Source organism: Brachybacterium tyrofermentans (genome assembly GCF_039526165.1).
Taxonomy (GTDB): Bacteria; Actinomycetota; Actinomycetes; order Actinomycetales; family Dermabacteraceae; genus Brachybacterium; species Brachybacterium tyrofermentans.
Window position 1 is genome coordinate 46,586 of the sequence record NZ_BAAAIR010000034.1, and the last position, 17,371, is coordinate 63,956.

Below are 17,371 nucleotides of genomic sequence, written 5' to 3' on the forward strand. Positions count from 1 at the left end.
ACCGCTTCCCGCGTGCTGTCCTGCCTTCCCCGGGCATCGGGATCCTGTGGATCATGTCCTCGCCATCTGACATGCTTCCTCCCAGACCGCCGGACCCTCGCCCGAGGCGCCGGAATGACTCCACGACATGCAGCAGGGGACCCCATGAGCGAGACTTCGACGGACGCCGCGACGGACGATCAGCCCACGATCTACACGGCTTACGAGATCGACTTCATGCTGGCGCTGCGCCCCACGCAGAACGGGGCGATCACCCGTGAGCAGGTCGGTCTGCGCCGCGCCCCCGAGGCCGCGCAGGAGTTCATCACCGCCGCGGTCACGTCCGGGCTGCGGGCACGCGGGAAGGTCGAGCGCTCGGACGACGGCCAGTGGCTGCTCGGCGAGGAGGGCCAGATCGTTGCGAGCGCGCTGACCTCCGCCGATCGTTGGCTGGGCCTCGCCCTCGCCGAGGGCGAGGCCATGCGGATGGCCTTCGTCATCAAGGCGGACGACGCAGTGCTCATGCTCACGCAGGACGAGCTGGATTCCTTCGTGGTCTCCGCCCTGCCCGATCCGGCGCACGTCCCGGCCTCGGTGGCCGACATCGTCACCGCCTTCCTCGACGAGGGGGCTGAGCGCACCGTCTCGCTGCGCCGCAAGGACATCGCGACGCCCGAGGACGAGACCCCGATGATGCTCCACGCCGAGGCCGACGGCACCTGGCGGTCCGGGCATCTCCCGCTCGACGACGAGGGGATCCTCACCGTCTCGGACATCTCCCGGGACGCAGTCGCCGACGCCGTGCGCCAGCTGTGGGCCGACGGCGCCAGCTCAGCACCGGCCGCTCCGACCGCCTGAGCCCGGCTGAGCCCGGCTGAGCCCGGCTGAGCCCGGCTGATAGCCAGCCTGAGCCCGACGGGGAGCCAGCCTGATTCCCCCTGAACCCGCGGGTCAGGGCGCGGGATCGAGCCCCGTCGTGCGCTCGGCGCGAGCGGTGCGCAGCCTGCCGCGCAGGTTCCGGTAGAGCTTGTGCACCCGGTAGATGAGGTAGATCCCCGCGGCGAGCAGGACGAGTGCCAGCACGGCGGCGACCGCGGGCAGCAGGATCGTCAGGCCTCCGACGACCAGCGCCGCGACGTCCTCACCGGTCGAGACCACGGCGTTGGAGACCGGCTCCGGGGACACGTTGACCGCGGCTCGCGCGGTGGACTTCGCCGCATGCGCACCGAAGGCGGCCGCCGCACCGATCACGGCCATGACGATCGCTGTCGTCGTGTCCGTCTCGCCGCCCAGCAGGAACCCGATCGCGCCACCGGCGATCGGGCGGATCACCGTATGCAGCTGATCCCAGAAGGAGTCGAAGAAGGCGATCTTGTCGGCCGCGAAGTCGACCAGCAGCAGGATCGCGGTGATGACCAGCAGGTCGGTGCGCTGCAGGACGTCAGGGACCTGCTCGAGGTCGAAGAGGCGCCCGGCGAGCCCGAGCAGGAAGGCCATGAAGTAGGGCCTGATCCCGCTCACCCATCCGGATCCCAGCGTCATCAGCAGTGCTTCCATCGCCGTCTCCCCGCCCCTTCGTGTCAGCCCCTCAGAGCCTGCCCCGTGCTGCCCGTTCCCGCCGGCGCAGCTCCGCACGCAGTGCACGGACGACCTGTCCGGAAGGCCGAGTGTAGGACCAGATGTGGCGGTCCAGGGCGGGAACGACGATGCGGGCGCCGTCGCGCAGCCGCAGGCCGACGGTCAGCCAGTGCACCGGATGGATCACCCGTGACTCGACCGCGACGATCCTGCTCCACGGCACGTCCCGGGTCCGCAGCGCCCCGACCACCCGCAGACCCTCCTCGGAGATCTGCAGGCGCGACCTCGCGGTCGCGAGGGCGACCAGTCCGAACCGGATCCCCAGCAGGCCGCTGAGCGTCGCCGCTCCGAGGAGCGCGAGCAGCACCAGCAGCAGGCCGATGCCCGGAGCGTGGCCGTCCTCCGTCGTCGTCCACAGGAGCACGGCCGCCACCCCCATCACCAGCGCGCTGCCGAGGGCGAGCGCGGAGACCACGGACCGCAGCAGCGTGTCCCGCATCGCGTCTGCCGGGCGCACCGTCCTGGCGATGCGGCGGCTGGTCCTCCCCCGTGCTGTCGGCTCCTGCTGGAGGGTGCCGACCATCCGTTCCACCGTCGCCGCGCTGCGCGAGTAGTCGGGCAGGAGAGTACGGACCCCCGGCTCGGGGTCGAGGTGCCGCGGAATAGTCATTCTCGCAGGCTATTCCGGCCTCTGCGCAGGGTCGATGGGCTGAACTCCCCACCTCATGCACCGGACGGAACGGGCCTCGGAGCCGTGCGGTGCGCCACCGGTCCGGTGCCAGCGTCCGGTCGCTCGCCGTAGAGTTCACAGCATGTCCTCCCCTGGATCCAGCTCTCCCCGATTCCGTCGTCCGGCCTCCCTGTTCCCCTCGACCGCGGAAGCCATCCCCGGCGACCCGGATCCCTCGACCTCGACGGATCTCGCCCATGACTCGGCGCAGGCCCTCCTGGACGGGGTGTTCCACAGCTCGGACCCCGAGGTCGTCGAACGGGTCCTGCGGCTGGCCGCGCAGGATGGTCTCTCGGACCTGGCCGCCCTCTGGTCCGGATCGCCCGCGAGCACCCTGCCCGGTGCCCTGTGGCGGCTCTACGTGCTGCATACCTGGGTCCAGCACAGCGGCGAGGATGTCGTGCACCGCTACCGGGCCGGCTCGCGCACCATCCCGGGGTTGCGCTATCTCTCCGGATTCGCCGAGCCGCCGGACGTTCAGCAGGTCCAGCGCACGATGGACGACATCCTGCGCGGGGCGTTCACCGGCGACCTCGCCCTCGCGCTGACCCGCGCCGGGGCGGTCGCCACGATCGTCGCCCATGGCACCGCCCAGCTGGCCGATGAGGATCCCGGCCCCCAGCGCACCCGGCAGGCGGAGCGGCTGCTGAGCACGGGCGAGGAGCTCGCGATGGCCGGCCGTCACGCCGAGGCCGGCCGACTGGACTGAACCCGGAGCCATGCGTCCGGGCTGTGCATCGCCGCAGACGTGGCACATGCCATTCCAGCCCGGGTGACGGGTGGATGCCCGGCCCGTGAGTGCCCTACGATGAACGGGCGTCGGGCCGCGGTTGCCCCGGGCTCCAACATTTGCCGCTTCGAGCGGCCTTCGCGCCGACAGGCGCATCCCGGTCCGGCGCTCCAGCATCGCGAGCATGCCGACGCCCTACGCCAGCGGCGATCGGCACCGGGTACCGCGCCCCACGGCGCAAGGAGGAGACCTGAGGTGGTGCAGCTCTTCCCGCGTCGCGTCGAACGCTCGATGACGGACCTGTTCAGCGAACTCGCCGAGCTCCTGGTCCAAGCCACCGACACCCATTCCCGGCTGCTCGGCCACGGATACCGCGAGCGCACCCGCATCGCGCCCGTGCTGCACGACCAGGCGTCCCGCGCCGAGGAGCTGTGCCTGAGGATCGCGCAGCGCCTGGCGCAGTCGCTGATCACGCCGTACGAGGCGGAGCTGCTCTACGACCTCGCCCTCACCCTGGCCGACACCGTCGCGGCCATGGAGAACACGGCTGAGCTGCTGGTCGTCTCCCGGGTCGGCGCCCTGCCCACACCCCTGCTCGAAGCGGCCAAGGGCATCGAACGGGCGGCCGAGCTCACGGTCGTCGCGACCTGGACGCTGAACCGCGTGCGGGACATGGGCGACTACTACCCGCAGATCCGCAAGCTCAAACGGCAGGGGGACCGGCTGGTCCGCCAGGCCCTGGGCGAGCTCTACCAGCGCGGCGGAGCGTCCACCGACCTGCTCCCCCTGCGCGACATCACCGCGTCCATGGGGCGCACGATCGAGCTGCAGGAGCACACAGGGCGCCTGGCCGATCTGCTGCGCGTCAAGGACGCCTGAGTGACCCCGGCACTTCTCGCCCTGGTGGTCCTCCTCGCGCTCGCGATGGCGTTCGTCAACGGATTCCATGACGCCTCCAACGCGGTCTCCACCGCCATCACCACCCGGTCCCTGCGAGAGTCCACGGCCCTGGGGATGGCGGCGATCCTGAACCTGCTCGGAGCGCTGCTGGGGATGCTCCTGCTGGCCGTGACCGCTCCATGGGCGCTGCACCTTCTGGGGCTGGGCGAGCTCGCCGCCTCGACCGCCGGAACGCCCGACGTGCTGGGCGCCGGCCTGGTGGCGATCCTGCTCGCCACCCTGTGCTGGGAGCTGCTGACCTGGTGGATCGGGATGCCCTCCTCCACCTGGCACGCCTTCTACGGGAGCGTGATCGGGGCGTCCCTGGCCATCGGGGCGGCCGCCGCCTGGGATCGACTGGTGGTGATCGTCATCGGCTCGATCGTCGGTCCGCTGACCGCGGTGCTCGTATCCTATCTGGTGATGCAGGGGATCCTCGCCCTGGCGCGCGACGAGCGCCTTCGCGTCGCGCACCTGCGATTCGCCCAGACGGTCACCGCCGGCGCGGTCGCCACCGGGCACGGCCTCAGCGATGCCCGTCTCCCCCTCGCCGTGATCGTCGTCGCGGCCTCCGTCTCCGACCTGTCCTTCGGCGCCGCCCTGCCGATGATGGTGGCCGTGGCGGTCGCCGTCGCGGCCGGCACCTTCCTGGGCGGGCATCGCATCATCCGCACCATCGGCCGCCGCCTCACCGATCTCTCCGTCGCCCAGGGCCTGGCCGCGGAGGGCTCCTCGGTGCTGTCGATGTCGGTGGCGATCTTCGGACTGGAGTCCCCCGTCTCCACCTCGCACGGCCTCGCGTCGGGCGTCGTCGGCGCCGGGGTCGCGGTGGGGCCGCGTCAGGTGCGCTGGCGCGTGGCACGCACGATGGTCGCGGTGTGGCTGCTGACGCCGATCGTGACGGCTCTGCTCGCGGCGGCGCTGGCCGGCGTGCTGCTCGAACTGGGCTGACCTCCCCTCACCTCACCTCACCTCACCTCACCGGACTAGACCGGACTGGATTGACGGGGCTGGACCCGGAGGGTTCTCGGAGGGTCGACGGCTATCCTGTGCAGGCCCGATCGCGAAGGAGACCCGATGTCCGACGGCGAGTCCACCACTCCCGCCCCGAGGAGACGTCCCGTCTACGGACGCCCTGCACCGACGTCCCCCGGAGCCGCCTCCGGGTCGCCGGCTCCCGGGAGCCCGACGGTCCCGTACGCCGAGGGGCAGTTCACGCAGGGAGGGTTCGCCCAGGAGCCCTCCGCCGAGGCACCGTTCGCCCACGGGTCGCCCGCTCAGGCGCCGTACCCCGACGGGCCGGCCACCGGGCCTCTGCCGGCCCAGCCGCCCCGGTCATCGGGCGGGTCCGCGCCGTCCAAGCGTCGCGGGCTGCTGCCGCTCATCATCGGGCTCGCTCTGCTGCTGATCATCGGCCCGGCGGCGACCATCGGCGGGCTCGTGTGGTCGTTCAGCTCCCTGGTGGGCGACGCCTCGACCGGGCCCACCGTGCTCGAGGGCGGAACCGGCGAGCTCGAGGTCGGCAAGAACGAGATGCTCATCCTCTATGTCCCCGCTGAGGACGCCGCCGAGGCGCAGTGCACCGCCGAGGGATCGTCCTCCGGTGCAGTCACCGAGTTCCCGACCTCCGGATCGGTCACCTTCGGCAACGGGACGTCGTACGAGCAGGCTCTCGGCGTCGCCGCGATGGAGGACACCACGGTGACGATCGCCTGCACGGGCACGGAGGCCCCTGCCTATCTCGGGCCGTACAGCGTGACGAAGATGGCGGCCCCGATGCTGATCGGCCCGATCATCGGCATCATCGCCGGCCTGATCGGTCTGATCCTCACGATCATCGGCATCGTCCGCCTGGTGCGGAGCCGTCGCGCCTGACGTCGCCCCTGTGTCTGCCGTCGTCCTTGCGCCTGACGTCGCCCCTGCGTACGGACTGCCCTCGGGACCGACGCGCCGGCGAGCATCCTCCGTCGAGAACGCTGCGTCTCAGGGATCGGCCCTTCCGCACATGCGCGCGGCACCCCTGACCTAGAGTGGCGCCATACCCACAGCTCAGGATGGAGTGATGATCATGCACCCCCGTGCAGGCCAGAAGGCCCTTCCGGAGGACCTCGTCGACGTCGACGCTCTCCTTGACGCCTATTACGACCTTCATCCAGACCCGTCGGACCCGGACCAGGCCGTCGCCTTCGGCACCTCAGGCCATCGCGGCTCCTCCTTGGATACCGCCTTCAACGAGGACCACATCGCCGCGACCACCCAGGCGATCGTCGAATACCGCGCCGGCCAGGGCATCCGCGGCCCGCTGTTCATCGGCCGCGACACCCACGCCCTGTCCCGGCCCGCCTTCGACACCGCCCTCGAGGTGCTCGCCGCGAACGACGTCGCCGCGCAGGTCGACTCCCTGGACAGCTTCACGCCGACCCCGGCGGTCTCGCACGCGATCCTCGTGCACAACCGCGGTCGCGCCACGAACGATCCCGGCCGGGCCGACGGCATCGTCGTCACGCCCAGCCACAATCCGCCACGTGACGGCGGTTTCAAGTACAACCCGCCCCATGGCGGACCGGCCGATTCCGACGCCACCACCTGGATCGCGGACCGCGCCAACGAGCTGCTGGCCGCGGGCCTGAACGGCGTGCGCCGCCACGGCCGTCAGAAAGCCCTGCAGGATGCCGGCCGCTACGACTACCTCCACACCTACGTGAAGGATCTGGCCAATGTCGTGGACATCGACGCGATCCGTCGCGCCGGCATCCGGATCGGCGCCGACCCGCTGGGCGGGGCGGCGGTGGACTATTGGGCCGAGATCGGCGAGATGCACGACCTGGACCTCACCGTGGTCAATCCCGACGTGGACCCGCAGTGGTCGTTCATGACCCTGGACCGCGACGGCAAGATCCGCATGGACTGCTCGAGCCCGTGGGCGATGGCCTCCCTCCTCGAGAAGCGCCACGAGTTCGACATCGCCACCGGCAATGATCCGGACTCCGACCGCCACGGCATCGTCACGCCCGATGGCGGGCTGATGAACCCCAACCACTACCTGGCCACGGCGATCCAGTACCTCTTCGCGCACCGTCCGGAGTGGCCTGCCGGGGCGAAGGTCGGCAAGACCGTCGTCTCCTCGAGCCTCATCGACCGGGTCGTGGGCTCCCTGGGCCGCGAGCTGTACGAGGTCCCCGTCGGCTTCAAGTGGTTCGTGCCCGGCCTGATCGACTCCTCCGTCGGCTTCGGCGGTGAGGAGAGCGCCGGGGCGTCGTTCCTGCGTCAGGACGGTTCTGCCTGGACCACGGACAAGGACGGCATCATCATGGCGCTCCTGGCCTCCGAGATGCTCGCGGTCACCGGCCGCTCCCCCAGCGCGCTGCATGCGGAGCTGGTCGAGGAGTTCGGCTCGAGCGCCTATGCCCGCATCGATGCCCCGGCCGACCGCGCCCAGAAGGCGAAGCTCAAGGCCCTGAACCCCTCGCAGGTGACCGCCACCGAGCTGGCCGGAGAGACGATCACCTCGGCGATCACGGAGGCTCCCTCGGGCGGCGCGATCGGCGGCCTGAAAGTCTCCACCGAGTCCGCCTGGTTCGCCGCACGCCCCTCAGGCACCGAGGACGTCTACAAGATCTACGCCGAGTCGTTCCGCGGCGAGGAGCATCTCGCGCAGGTCCAGGAGGCCGCGAAGTCTCTGGTCGACGGCGCCCTGGCCGACTGACCACCTCTGCGCCCCGCGCTCCGGCTGCCACGGCTCCGGAGGGCGGGGCGCAGCACGGAGCCACTGCGCGCAGTGAAGAGTCACCGTGCGACGACAGAGTTCCCGCACGACGTACAGAACCGCCGCGGATCGTGCCGCCCGTCACGCTGCGGGCGAGGTGTCCTGTCGCGCTGGAGCGGCCGAGATCGATCGGGAGCGACGCCGTCGACACTCCGAGCCATCGGTCGTCCCGGCGGCGCTCGCCCCGTGAGGGAGGGTGCCCTCCGCAGTGCCCGGAGGGCTATATGACCCCTGGGTCATCTGCGCATTCACGCTTCCTCCCCATTGCTCGCGCTCAGCTCGGCGCAGCGGCCCCACTGCGACAATCTGGACAACGCGCCAGGTCGATGGTCAAGGAATTGCCAAGCAGCGGTCAACATAGCGTGCGTCACGCCGGGGTGTCTCCGTCCACATCCCCTTGCGTCACCCCTCTTCCGCGCAGGAGCATGGAGCCCGAAGGTAAAGGGTCGGTAGGGTAATATGCTCCGTCGGGCCACCAATGATGACGCCGACCGCACCCGTCGGAAGCACATCCCGGAGAGGGGGATTAGCGCCTATGCGGCTACGAACACGTCTGTATGCCTGCTCCGCTGCCCTCACACTCTCCCTTCCCGCGGCCGCCGCACCCGCCCTCGCGACGCCACCTGAACCTCCCGATCAGGCCGACCAGTCGGCCGTCGAATCTGCCGACGACACTGCCACCGAGCCCGGCGACGGCGCAGGCGCTGAGCCCGCCGACTCCGCAGACACCGACGCTCCTGAAGAGGCCACCGCTTCCCCCGAGACCACCTCCTCCCCTGAGGCCACTGAGCCCTCCGGAGCGAGCGCACCCGCCGATTCCGTCGACGCGCCCGATTCCACGCAATCCGCCGATGACGCAGGATCCGCCTCCGGGCCCACCGCATCCGTTGAGGTGACGGCCACCGACTCGGCTGACGATCACCCCGAGAAGGACCCGGCCCCCGTCACGATCACCATCGGTTCGGGCGCCGACCAGCAGGACGCCGAGGAGACCGAGAAGCCGCAGGAAGACTCGTCGAACACGCAGCAACCCGCGGATGGCGACGCTGCTGCCACCCCCGGTGCCGATCAGGAGAAGGACGATCCCGCGGACGAGGAGTCCCCGACTCCAGCGGACTCCACTGAGTCCGCCGAGGGCACGGAGTCCACCGACGGCAGCGAGCCCACCGAGTCCGCTGAGGACCCTGAGGACACCGAGTTCGCTGAGGGGGCCGAGGAGACTGAGGACCCTGAGTCCACCGACGACAGCGAGCCCAGCCAGGACACAGAGTCTGCTGACGGCACCGAGACCACTGAAGACTCTGAGGGCACCGAGACCGGTGACCAGACAGCGGGCGAGGACGACGAGGCAGAAGCTCCGGAGGACACCTGCCTCGACGACTCCGAGGATGCCGACCCGCAGGACGGCTCCGACGCTGAGTCGGCCTCGGACGACGATGACGCCGATTCCGACGCATCATCGGCGCAGAGTGACGACACCACTACGCCGTCCGCGCCTGTCGAGGGCGAGGAGTGCGCCTCCACGGACGAGTCGCAGAATGACGACTCGGATCCGGCTCTCTTGCCGCCGACCACGACCCCGGCCTCAGCGACAACGCAGCCGTCAGCCGAGAAGCCGACCGACGACGCCACTGGCACGGGCACACCGACACCGACAGAAACTCCGTCCACGGCGCCCGACGATGACGAGACGACTGGCGCCCCGGAGACGCCGACCGAGGACGACACCCCCGAGGAGGAGGAGTCTCCTGCACCGACCACGCCGGAGTCCGAGGCGCCGTCGACGGCACCCGACCAGTCAGAGACACCGGAGAAGACAGAGACGCCGGACAAGACCGAGACCCCGGCGAAGACGGAATCTCCCGAGACGACTGAGACGCCAGACGAGACAGAGTCTCCGGAAACGACCGAGGCACCGGAGAAGACCGATACTCCCGAGCAGTCCGAGGCGCCGCGCCCCATCGCGCCGCAGGTGAAGCCGGAGAGCACCCCTGAGACCGCTCCCGAGGCCGAGCCTGAGCGTGAGACCCGGGACGAAGCGTCGCAAGCACCTGCCACCGACGAGCACTCGGACGCCCAGGTCGATGAGACCGAGCAGGCCAGCAGGGACACCGAGCGGACGTCGCCCGGGACGAGCAGCTCGCCCGAGGAGACCACGTCGGAAGCGCCGGCACCGAGCCCCGACGACCAGAGCCCGGCTCCGCAGCCACGACCGGTCGCGAGCACGCAGGAGGACGGCCCGATCGTCCAGCTCCTCAACGCGGTGTCCTCGCAGGATCCCGACTCCGCGTTCGGCCGCATGCAGCAGGTGCTCGCTGTCGCGCTCGGCATCGGCTTCCTCACCACAGCAGGCTTCGCCGGTGCCACCTGGCACAGCCGGCGTGCCTCTGGCTCGATCTCGCCGAAGAAGTAAGCCCCTCGTCCGGGTCGATACGCCAGACCGGGTCAGCTCGAGGGTCGAGTCAGCGTGTCGGGCCGAGTCGAGGTCCCGAGCCGGGGCGAGATGTCGTCAGCGGGCGCTCAGCGCGTCCTGCACATGGGCGATGATCGCGGGCAGGCTCCGCTGCATCTGCACGACAGTGCGGTTGAAGGCGCCCTGACCCTCGTACCAGGGGTCGTCCACCGCGATCTCGGTCTCCGGGGTCTCCGCGGACGTCTTCGGATCGAACCGGCGCCAGAGGGCGATCTCCGGGGCATCCTTCCCCTCGGGTGCCTGCTCGGCCATGCGACGCAGCAGCTGCGCGTGCTCGATCGTCATCGGCAGCACGAGGTCCCAGGTGAGCAGCTCCGTGAGATGGATGGTCTGGGCAGTGTGCTCGAAGGGCCGCGTGTATCCCGCACGGATGAGCGCGAGCTCGGTGCGTTCATCCATCGGCATCCCCTCGGCCTCCCAGCTCGTGCCGGCCGAACCGACTTCGATCCGGTCAGCGAGCCCCGCCTCCAGGATCGCCTCGCGCAGCATCACCGCTGCTGCGGGGGACCGGCAGACGTTGCCGGTGCAGACGGTGAGGACACGGAAGGGCGACATCCCCCCATTGTGTCAATGAAGCGGAGGCGGTGAGCGCAGAATCGCCACGCCCCGTACAATACTGAGGGAAGCGCGAGCGGTGCCCACCGTGCCGTCCGCGCATATTCGCCAGGGTATGGTCACGAGCACAAGATGGAAGTGACCATGCCACGACGGCTCAGGAGGACAGCCATGGCCGAAATCATCCGCGCTCACGACGACGACTGGTCGCTCGTGCGCGAGATCCGTCTCCGGTCTCTCAGCACCGACCCCTCGGCCTTCGGGCAGAGCTGGGAGAAGGAGTCGACCTACGAGGACTCCATCTGGAAGAAGCGCGTCCGTGAGGCCGCGTGGTTCCTTGCGATCGAATCCGGCCAGCCGGTGGCTGTCGTGGCAGTTCGCCACGAGGGCGACTCCCCCGCCAACGAGCGCGAGCTCCAGGCGATGTGGGTGCTGCCGAGCGCACGTAAGGGCGGCATCGCCGTCAAGCTCGCCGACGCGGTCTTCGACTGGTGCCGCGAGGACGAGGCGGACACCGTCACGCTGTACGTCGGCCCCAAGAACGAGGCAGCGCAGTCGCTCTACCAGGCCCTCGGATTCGAGGACACCGGGAGCCGCTGGGAGATCATCGAGGATGACCCCGACGGCGCCTGGCTGAAGATGGCCCGAGGCCTCTGAGGCCAGGTGCCCTCCTCCCGTCGAGCCGCCTCCGGCCTGACCTCCTCCCGATCCGCATCCCGCGCGACCGGTGGAGGCTCAGGCCGGAGGCGTCCTCATTGGTCAGCCCGCTTCGAGGACGTCAAGAACGCCACGGTGGGCAGCGCGCTGCGACGACTGCACTGGGATCTGCGCCTCCAGCCGTTCCACGGATACGGCTCTCCGACGACGGTCAGGGTGCTGGCGAAAGTCCTCTATGCCTCCCCCGGTGCTCCGGCCGACTTCCATGACCAGCCGGTCCACGACATGCGCACCATGGCCGTGCGGGGCTGGCGCAACTTCGCGAGCCAGGTCGCGCCGTACCGCACCGTCCACATCCGGATCGGTGAGCAGCAGTTCAGCGTGCGCGCGGACCGCACAGGGATCGTCGACGTCCAGCTCGATGTCGACCTCGAACCCGGTCGGCACGAGGCGCTGCTGTGGACGGTCCCCGGCAACGAGGTGTCCGCCGACATCACCGTCTTCGCCCCCGACGCCACCGTGGGGCTGGTCAGCGATATCGATGACACGGTGATGGTGACGTGGCTGCCGCGGCCGCTGCTCGCCTTCTGGAACGCCTTCGTGGTCCACCAGTCCTCCCGCCAGGTCGTGCCGGGCATGCCGATGCTCTACCAGCGTCTCGCGCGGCAGTTTCCCGAGATGCCCGTGCTGTACCTGTCCACGGGCGCCTGGAACGTGTTCCCGGTGCTCAAGCGGTTCCTCTACAAGAACGGGTACCCCGACGGCCCGCTGCTCCTGACCGATTGGGGGCCCACGAACACCGGGTTCTTCCGCTCCGGCCGGGAGCACAAGGAGCGGGCCCTGCGGCAGCTGGCCGAGACCTTCCCGGAGCATCGCTGGCTCCTGGTGGGCGATGACGGACAGCACGACCCGTCGACCTACGCCGACTTCGCCGCCGAGCGTCCCGAGCTCGTCGAGGCGATCGTCATCCGTCAGCTGACAGAATCCGAGCAGCTGCTCGCCCACGGCACGCTGCGGCCCCTCGAGCGGCGGAACCATGGCGACCTCACCCCGCTGGTCGTGACCGCGCCCGATGGCCACACCCTGCTCTCCGCCCTCCAGCACGCCGAGGTGATCCGATGATCCTCCCCGCACCTGCCCCCACTACGGCCACCACCGCGTCCACGATCGCGATCCGGCCCGCCCAGGAGGACGAGGTCGACAGCATCGTCGAGCTGACACAGGCCGCCTATCGCGGCACCGGCGGCTGGACCACGGAGGCACACCTGGTCAGCGGAACCCGGACCGACTCCTCCGAAGTGCGCGCCATGATCGCCGATCCGGCCGTCACGCTGCTGGTCGCCGTGCTCACGCCGTCCGAGACGGCACGCGACGACGCCGAGTCCGAGCGTCCCGCCGACGGCACCGTGGGTCACGACCATGGCGACGACGCCACCGCTAGTCACGACCACAGCAACGACCGCAACTCCAGCGACGACGGCGCTGACAGCACTGACGGCACTGACAGCACGATCGTCGGATGCTGCTACACGCGCCGCGAACCGGCCGACGCCGACGGGCTCGCGCGCGCCGAGCTGGGACTGTTCGCCGTGCATCCGTCGGCCCAGTCCCGCGGGCTCGGGCGCCGTCTCCTCACGGCGCAGAGCGACCACCTGCAGCGCGCCGGGGTCGACCTGCTGATGATCCGGGTCCTGCAGTCCCGGCCGGAGCTGCACGCCTGGTACGAGCGGAACGGCTTCGTGCGCACGGGCGTGGCCGTGCCCTTCGCGGGCGATCCCGCGGGACTGCAGGTCGAGGGCCTGGGCATGGACGTCATGGAGCGCCCTCTCCACGAGCTCTGACCTGCACTGGTCGACGCGCCGTGTGACCGAGGCGACTAAACTGCCGGCATGAGCACTGACTCCTTCGCCCCGTCCCCCCACCGCTACGAGAACGTCCCCTATCGGCGGGTCGGTCGGTCGGTCCGGGCTGCGCCTGCCCCCGGTCTCGCTGGGCTTCTGGCAGAACTTCGGTGAGGGCCGCGACCTGCAGGTCCTCCGCGACATCGTCCGTCGCGCCTTCGACCTCGGCGTGACCCACTTCGACCTGGCCAACAACTACGGCCCGCCTCCCGGCAGTGCCGAGACCCATGTGGGCCGGATCCTCGAGCAGGACTTCCGCCACCATCGCGACGAGCTCGTGATCTCCACCAAGGCCGGCTACGGGATGTGGGACGGCCCGTACGGCGACGGCGGCTCGCGGAAGTATCTGCTCAACTCCCTGGACCAGTCCCTGCGACGGATGAGCCTGGGACACGTCGACATCTTCTACCACCACCGCGAAGATCCCGAGACCCCGCTCGAGGAGACGATGGGGGCGCTCGACCACGCGGTGCGCAGCGGCAGAGCCCTGTACGCCGGGATCTCGAACTACTCCCCCGAGAAGACCCGGGAGGCCGCGGAGATCCTCGCCGACCTCGGCACCCCGCTGCTCATCCACCAGCCCTCCTACTCGATGTTCAACCGGCACATCGAGAACGGGCTGCTGGAGACGGTGGAGGATCTGGAGATCGGCCTGGCCGTCTTCTCCCCGCTGCAGCAGGGCCTGCTGACCAACAAGTACATGTCCGAGGTGCCCCACGGATCACGGGCCAGCGGGACGGGCGGCTCGCTCACCTCGCGTCAGGTCCACGACACCGCGTATCAGACCCGTATGCGCGCCCTGTCGGAGATCGCCCACCAGCGCGGCCAGAGCCTCGCCCAGCTGGCCCTGTCCTGGGTGCTGCGCCACCAGGGCGTGGCGACCGCGCTGGTCGGCGCCTCCTCGGTGCGTCAGCTCGAGCAGAACGTCGGTGCCACCGAGAACCTCTCCTTCACCCCGGCGGAGCTCGCCGCCCTCGATGAGTTCGCGGTCGACGGCACCGGCCGCTGACCAGCAGCACGTGGCCATAGGGAAGGGCCCCGATGATCCTGAGGATCGTCGGGGCCCTTCCCTATGGCGCGGGACGGCTCAGCCGGTGTTCTTCAGACCGGCGGCCACACCGTTGATGGTGGTCAGCAGCGCACGCTGCAGCTCCGGGGAGAGCTCCTCGCCGCGGTCCGTGGCGGCCCGTGCACGCTGCAACATCGCGACCTGCATGTACGAGATCGGATCCAGGTAGCGGTCGCGCACGGCGAGCGTGCGCTTGAGCACCGGCTGGTTGTCCAGCAGGCCCAGGACCCCGGTGAGGCGCTCGATCTCGGCGACCGAGAGCTCGTACTCCGCCTTGATGCGGTCGAACAGCGGCCACAGCCGCTCGGGCACCAGCGAGTGCACGTAGTGCGCGGCGATCGCCATGTCCGTCTTCGCCAGCGTCATCTCGACGTTGCTGATCACGGTGCGGAAGAAGTGCCAGTTGCGCAGCATGTCGTGGAGGTCCGGCTCGAGGCCGGCCTCACGCGCCGCCTTCAGACCGGAGCCTGCACCGAACCAGCCCGGCACGATCTGCCGCGACTGGGTCCAGCCGAACACCCACGGGATGGCTCGCAGGCCGTCCAGGCCCTTCTCCGAGGTCGCGCGCTTGGAGGGTCGCGAGCCGATGTTCAGGTCGCCGAGCTGCTCGACCGGGGTCGAGGTCACGAAGTACTCCGGCAGGTCCGGATCGTCCGCCAGCGTGCGATAGCGCGCATAGGAGGCGTCGGATACCTGCTGCATGACCTCGCCGAAGCGGTCCAGCTGCTCGGGCGTCGAGCGCGGAGAGGTGTGCAGCGCGGAGCCCTCGAGCACCGCGGCCAGCGACAGGTCCAGGTTCTCCCGGGCCAGCGTGGGCAGCGTGTACTTGTCGGAGATGACCTCGCCCTGCTCGGTGAACTTGATCTCGCCCTCGAGCACGCCGTACGGCTGGGCCAGGATCGCATCGTACGTCGGGCCGCCACCACGGCCGACGGACCCGCCGCGGCCATGGAACAGACGCAGCGTCACCCCGTGGCGGGCGGCGACATCGCGCAGCAGACGCTGGGCCTGGTGGATCTCCCACTGGCTCGTGATGACGCCGGAGTCCTTGTTGCCGTCGGAGTAGCCGAGCATGACCTCCTGGAGGTCGCCGCGCAGGCGCACGATCTCCCGGTAGGACGGATCGCTGAGCATCTCGTCGAGGATCTCCCCGGCGTGACGCAGCTCGGCGACCTCCTCGAGCAGCGGCGCGAAGCTGATGTCCGAACGGTTCTGATCGCCACCGGGAAGGGTGACCAGGCCGGCCTCGCGGGCCAGCAGGGCGACCGCGAGGATGTCGTCGGCGCCATGCGTCATCGAGACGATGTAGGTCTCGATCGAGGACTGGCCGTACTGCCGGTGGGCGTCCCGGATCTCGCCGAACACCTTGTAGGTGGTGCGGGTGGCGTCATCGAGGATCGTCTCGTCCTCGGCGAGCGCCGTGCCGACCAGCGGACGACGGCTCGCGAGCTCCGCGGCCAGCACCTTGGTGCGCTCGGCGCGGCTGAGCTCCGCGTAGGGGCGGTCCAGCTCGCCGACGCGGTCGAAGAGACGGGCCAGCACCTCGTGGTGCTTCTCGGAGTGCTCGCGCACGTCGAGGATGGCGAGGTTCAGGCCGGAGCCGGCGAGGACCTGCTGGGCGACCGCGATCGCCCCGTCGGCCGCCCGACGGCCGCCGTGGCGGGCCAGGGCGCCGCGCAGGACGGCGAAGTCGTCCTGCAGCTCCTCGGAGTCGTAGTAGTCCTTGCCGTGCACATGCGGCTCGCCGGTGCGGATCCGCTCGCCGGTGGCCTTGAGCTTGCCGCGCATCGTGCCGAGCTTGAGCCGGTAGGGCTCCTGCTCGAACATCCGCTGCTGCACCTCGTCGACCTCGGACTCGAAGGCGAGGTCCGCCTCGATGCTCGCGCGCAGCTCCTCGTCATCGCCGGTCATCTCGCTGGAGATCGACAGGTCGCCGATGAGCTCGGAGATCACGTCGATCGCGAGCTCGACCGCGGTCTCGGCCTGGAGCTGGAGCACCTCTCGGGTGACCTCCGCGGTGACGTAGGGGTTGCCGTCGCGGTCGCCGCCGATCCAGGAGCCGAAGCGCAGCGGCACCTGACGCTCGCGCAGATCGGCGCCGTGGGCGCGCAGCTCCTCGCGCAGATCGTCGAGGAAGCCCGGCATGGTCTGGCGGTACAGCTGGGTCAGGTAGTAGAGCACGTTGCGCGACTCGTCCTGAGGGGTGGGACGCTGGCGGCGCAGCTCATCCGTCTGCCACAGGGACTCGATGAGCTCGGAGAGCAGGTGATCCTGCCGGCGCCGCTCGGTCGTGCCGTCCTCGGTGTCGTTCTCGAGGATGTCCGAGATCTTGCGGAGCTTGGTCAGCACCGCCCGACGGGAGGCCTCGGTGGGGTGCGCGGTGAAGATCAGTCGCACGTCGAGCGAGTCGACGGCCTCCTGCAGGCCCTCGGGCCCCACGGACTCGTGCACGGCCGCGACGGTGCGCGGGACCCACGACTCCGAGGCGGGGCGCTCCTGCAGGGAGCGGACCCGGTAGACCTGCTCGGCCGCATTGGCCAGCAGGAAGTACTGGGCGAAGGCACGGGTCAGTGCCGTCGCCTGCTCGAGCGGGAGCTCGGCGAGTCGTTCCTGGACGTCACGGGCCTCAGCCTCGGAGTCCGAGGACTTCGCGTCCTTGGTCAGCTTGCGGACTTGCTCGACGAGATCCAGCATCTCCTGACCGTGCTGGTCAGCGAGGGTGCGACCGAGCAGCGTCGAGAGGCGACGGACTGTCGCTCGCAGCGGTGCATCGATATGGGGATCATCGCCGACGACGGGGAACTCGCTCGTCAAGGTCGGGACAGCGATGGCGTCAGAATCTGGCACGGGGCCTCCTGGGGTCGGCGGCGCCACACAGCGGCCGCCGACAGCTGGGGCGACCGCCTCGGCGCGGAACGAACGGGCACAGACTACCGCGACGGGCCTGGAGGCCCGGCCGTGGACCGGCCTGCGGACGGAACGGGACGCGACCGG

Annotated in this window: 14 protein-coding genes and 1 pseudogene; 11 read left to right on the top strand and 4 right to left on the bottom strand. The window is 70.1% G+C overall.

Annotation, left to right across the window (positions count from 1 at the left end):
* Window positions 1-144 precede the first annotated feature (144 nt).
* A complete protein-coding gene (locus tag ABD093_RS07860; RefSeq protein WP_343923545.1) occupies window positions 145-837 on the top strand; it encodes a hypothetical protein in 693 nt (230 codons plus the stop codon).
* A gap of 93 nt (window positions 838-930) precedes the next feature.
* Here ABD093_RS07860 and ABD093_RS07865 read toward each other — a convergent pair whose 3' ends face one another.
* Window positions 931-1,536 (bottom strand): DUF4126 domain-containing protein, encoded by a 606-nt coding sequence (locus tag ABD093_RS07865; RefSeq protein WP_193118045.1) that lies wholly within the window; start codon window positions 1,534-1,536, stop codon window positions 931-933.
* A 31-nt stretch (window positions 1,537-1,567) separates the two neighbouring features.
* On the bottom strand, window positions 1,568-2,227 hold the full coding sequence (locus tag ABD093_RS07870; protein WP_193118046.1) for a PH domain-containing protein: 660 nt from the start codon (window positions 2,225-2,227) through the stop codon (window positions 1,568-1,570).
* 142 nt (window positions 2,228-2,369) lie between these two features.
* Here ABD093_RS07870 and ABD093_RS07875 point away from each other — a divergent pair, with 142 nt between their 5' ends.
* The 6 genes from ABD093_RS07875 (at window position 2,370) to ABD093_RS07900 (ending at window position 10,135) form a co-directional block, all read left to right on the top strand.
* A complete protein-coding gene (locus tag ABD093_RS07875; RefSeq protein WP_193118047.1) occupies window positions 2,370-2,996 on the top strand; it encodes a hypothetical protein in 627 nt (208 codons plus the stop codon).
* Window positions 2,997-3,272: 276 nt separating this feature from the next.
* Complete coding sequence (locus tag ABD093_RS07880) at window positions 3,273-3,896, top strand: DUF47 domain-containing protein (protein ID WP_193118048.1); 624 nt, start codon at window positions 3,273-3,275, stop codon at window positions 3,894-3,896.
* Window positions 3,897-4,907, top strand: coding sequence for an inorganic phosphate transporter (locus ABD093_RS07885; protein ID WP_193118049.1), 1,011 nt, complete (start codon window positions 3,897-3,899; stop codon window positions 4,905-4,907).
* A gap of 126 nt (window positions 4,908-5,033) precedes the next feature.
* Window positions 5,034-5,831, top strand: a complete 798-nt coding sequence (locus ABD093_RS07890) for a hypothetical protein (RefSeq protein WP_193118050.1) — start codon at window positions 5,034-5,036, stop codon at window positions 5,829-5,831.
* 193 nt (window positions 5,832-6,024) lie between these two features.
* Entirely contained in the window at window positions 6,025-7,662 is a 1,638-nt protein-coding gene (gene pgm, locus ABD093_RS07895; protein WP_193118107.1) for a phosphoglucomutase (alpha-D-glucose-1,6-bisphosphate-dependent), read from the top strand.
* Window positions 7,663-8,614: 952 nt separating this feature from the next.
* A complete protein-coding gene (locus ABD093_RS07900; protein ID WP_343923549.1) occupies window positions 8,615-10,135 on the top strand; it encodes a midas domain-containing protein in 1,521 nt (506 codons plus the stop codon).
* 96 nt (window positions 10,136-10,231) lie between these two features.
* Here ABD093_RS07900 and ABD093_RS07905 read toward each other — a convergent pair whose 3' ends face one another.
* Window positions 10,232-10,750, bottom strand: a complete 519-nt coding sequence (locus ABD093_RS07905) for an arsenate reductase/protein-tyrosine-phosphatase family protein (RefSeq protein ID WP_193118052.1) — start codon at window positions 10,748-10,750, stop codon at window positions 10,232-10,234.
* A gap of 171 nt (window positions 10,751-10,921) precedes the next feature.
* Here ABD093_RS07905 and ABD093_RS07910 point away from each other — a divergent pair, with 171 nt between their 5' ends.
* From ABD093_RS07910 to ABD093_RS07925, 4 genes and pseudogenes are all read left to right on the top strand, one after another.
* A complete protein-coding gene (locus ABD093_RS07910) occupies window positions 10,922-11,407 on the top strand; it encodes a GNAT family N-acetyltransferase (RefSeq protein ID WP_193118053.1) in 486 nt (161 codons plus the stop codon).
* A 135-nt stretch (window positions 11,408-11,542) separates the two neighbouring features.
* Entirely contained in the window at window positions 11,543-12,529 is a 987-nt protein-coding gene (locus ABD093_RS07915) for an App1 family protein phosphatidate phosphatase (protein WP_343923552.1), read from the top strand.
* A complete protein-coding gene (locus ABD093_RS07920) occupies window positions 12,526-13,248 on the top strand; it encodes a GNAT family N-acetyltransferase (protein WP_343923554.1) in 723 nt (240 codons plus the stop codon). The genes ABD093_RS07915 and ABD093_RS07920 overlap by 4 nt, the downstream gene beginning before the upstream one ends.
* A gap of 48 nt (window positions 13,249-13,296) precedes the next feature.
* Window positions 13,297-14,317 (top strand): annotated as a pseudogene (locus ABD093_RS07925) (aldo/keto reductase).
* Between the two features lie 78 nt (window positions 14,318-14,395).
* Here the strand turns inward: ABD093_RS07925 and ppc are convergent.
* Window positions 14,396-17,224, bottom strand: coding sequence for a phosphoenolpyruvate carboxylase (gene ppc, locus ABD093_RS07930; protein ID WP_343923556.1), 2,829 nt, complete (start codon window positions 17,222-17,224; stop codon window positions 14,396-14,398).
* Between the last annotated feature and the right edge of the window lie 147 nt (window positions 17,225-17,371).

What these genes read in the sequence shown, in the direction of transcription:
- ABD093_RS07860 (WP_343923545.1), top strand. Translation starts at nt 145, where the DNA reads ATGAGCGAGACTTCGACGGACGCCGCGACGGACGATCAGCCCACGATC.
- ABD093_RS07865 (WP_193118045.1), bottom strand. Translation starts at nt 1,536, where the DNA reads ATGGAAGCACTGCTGATGACGCTGGGATCCGGATGGGTGAGCGGGATC.
- ABD093_RS07870 (WP_193118046.1), bottom strand. Translation starts at nt 2,227, where the DNA reads ATGACTATTCCGCGGCACCTCGACCCCGAGCCGGGGGTCCGTACTCTC.
- ABD093_RS07875 (WP_193118047.1), top strand. Translation starts at nt 2,370, where the DNA reads ATGTCCTCCCCTGGATCCAGCTCTCCCCGATTCCGTCGTCCGGCCTCC.
- ABD093_RS07890 (WP_193118050.1), top strand. Translation starts at nt 5,034, where the DNA reads ATGTCCGACGGCGAGTCCACCACTCCCGCCCCGAGGAGACGTCCCGTC.
- pgm (WP_193118107.1), top strand. Translation starts at nt 6,025, where the DNA reads ATGCACCCCCGTGCAGGCCAGAAGGCCCTTCCGGAGGACCTCGTCGAC.
- ABD093_RS07905 (WP_193118052.1), bottom strand. Translation starts at nt 10,750, where the DNA reads ATGTCGCCCTTCCGTGTCCTCACCGTCTGCACCGGCAACGTCTGCCGG.
- ABD093_RS07910 (WP_193118053.1), top strand. Translation starts at nt 10,922, where the DNA reads ATGGCCGAAATCATCCGCGCTCACGACGACGACTGGTCGCTCGTGCGC.
- ABD093_RS07920 (WP_343923554.1), top strand. Translation starts at nt 12,526, where the DNA reads ATGATCCTCCCCGCACCTGCCCCCACTACGGCCACCACCGCGTCCACG.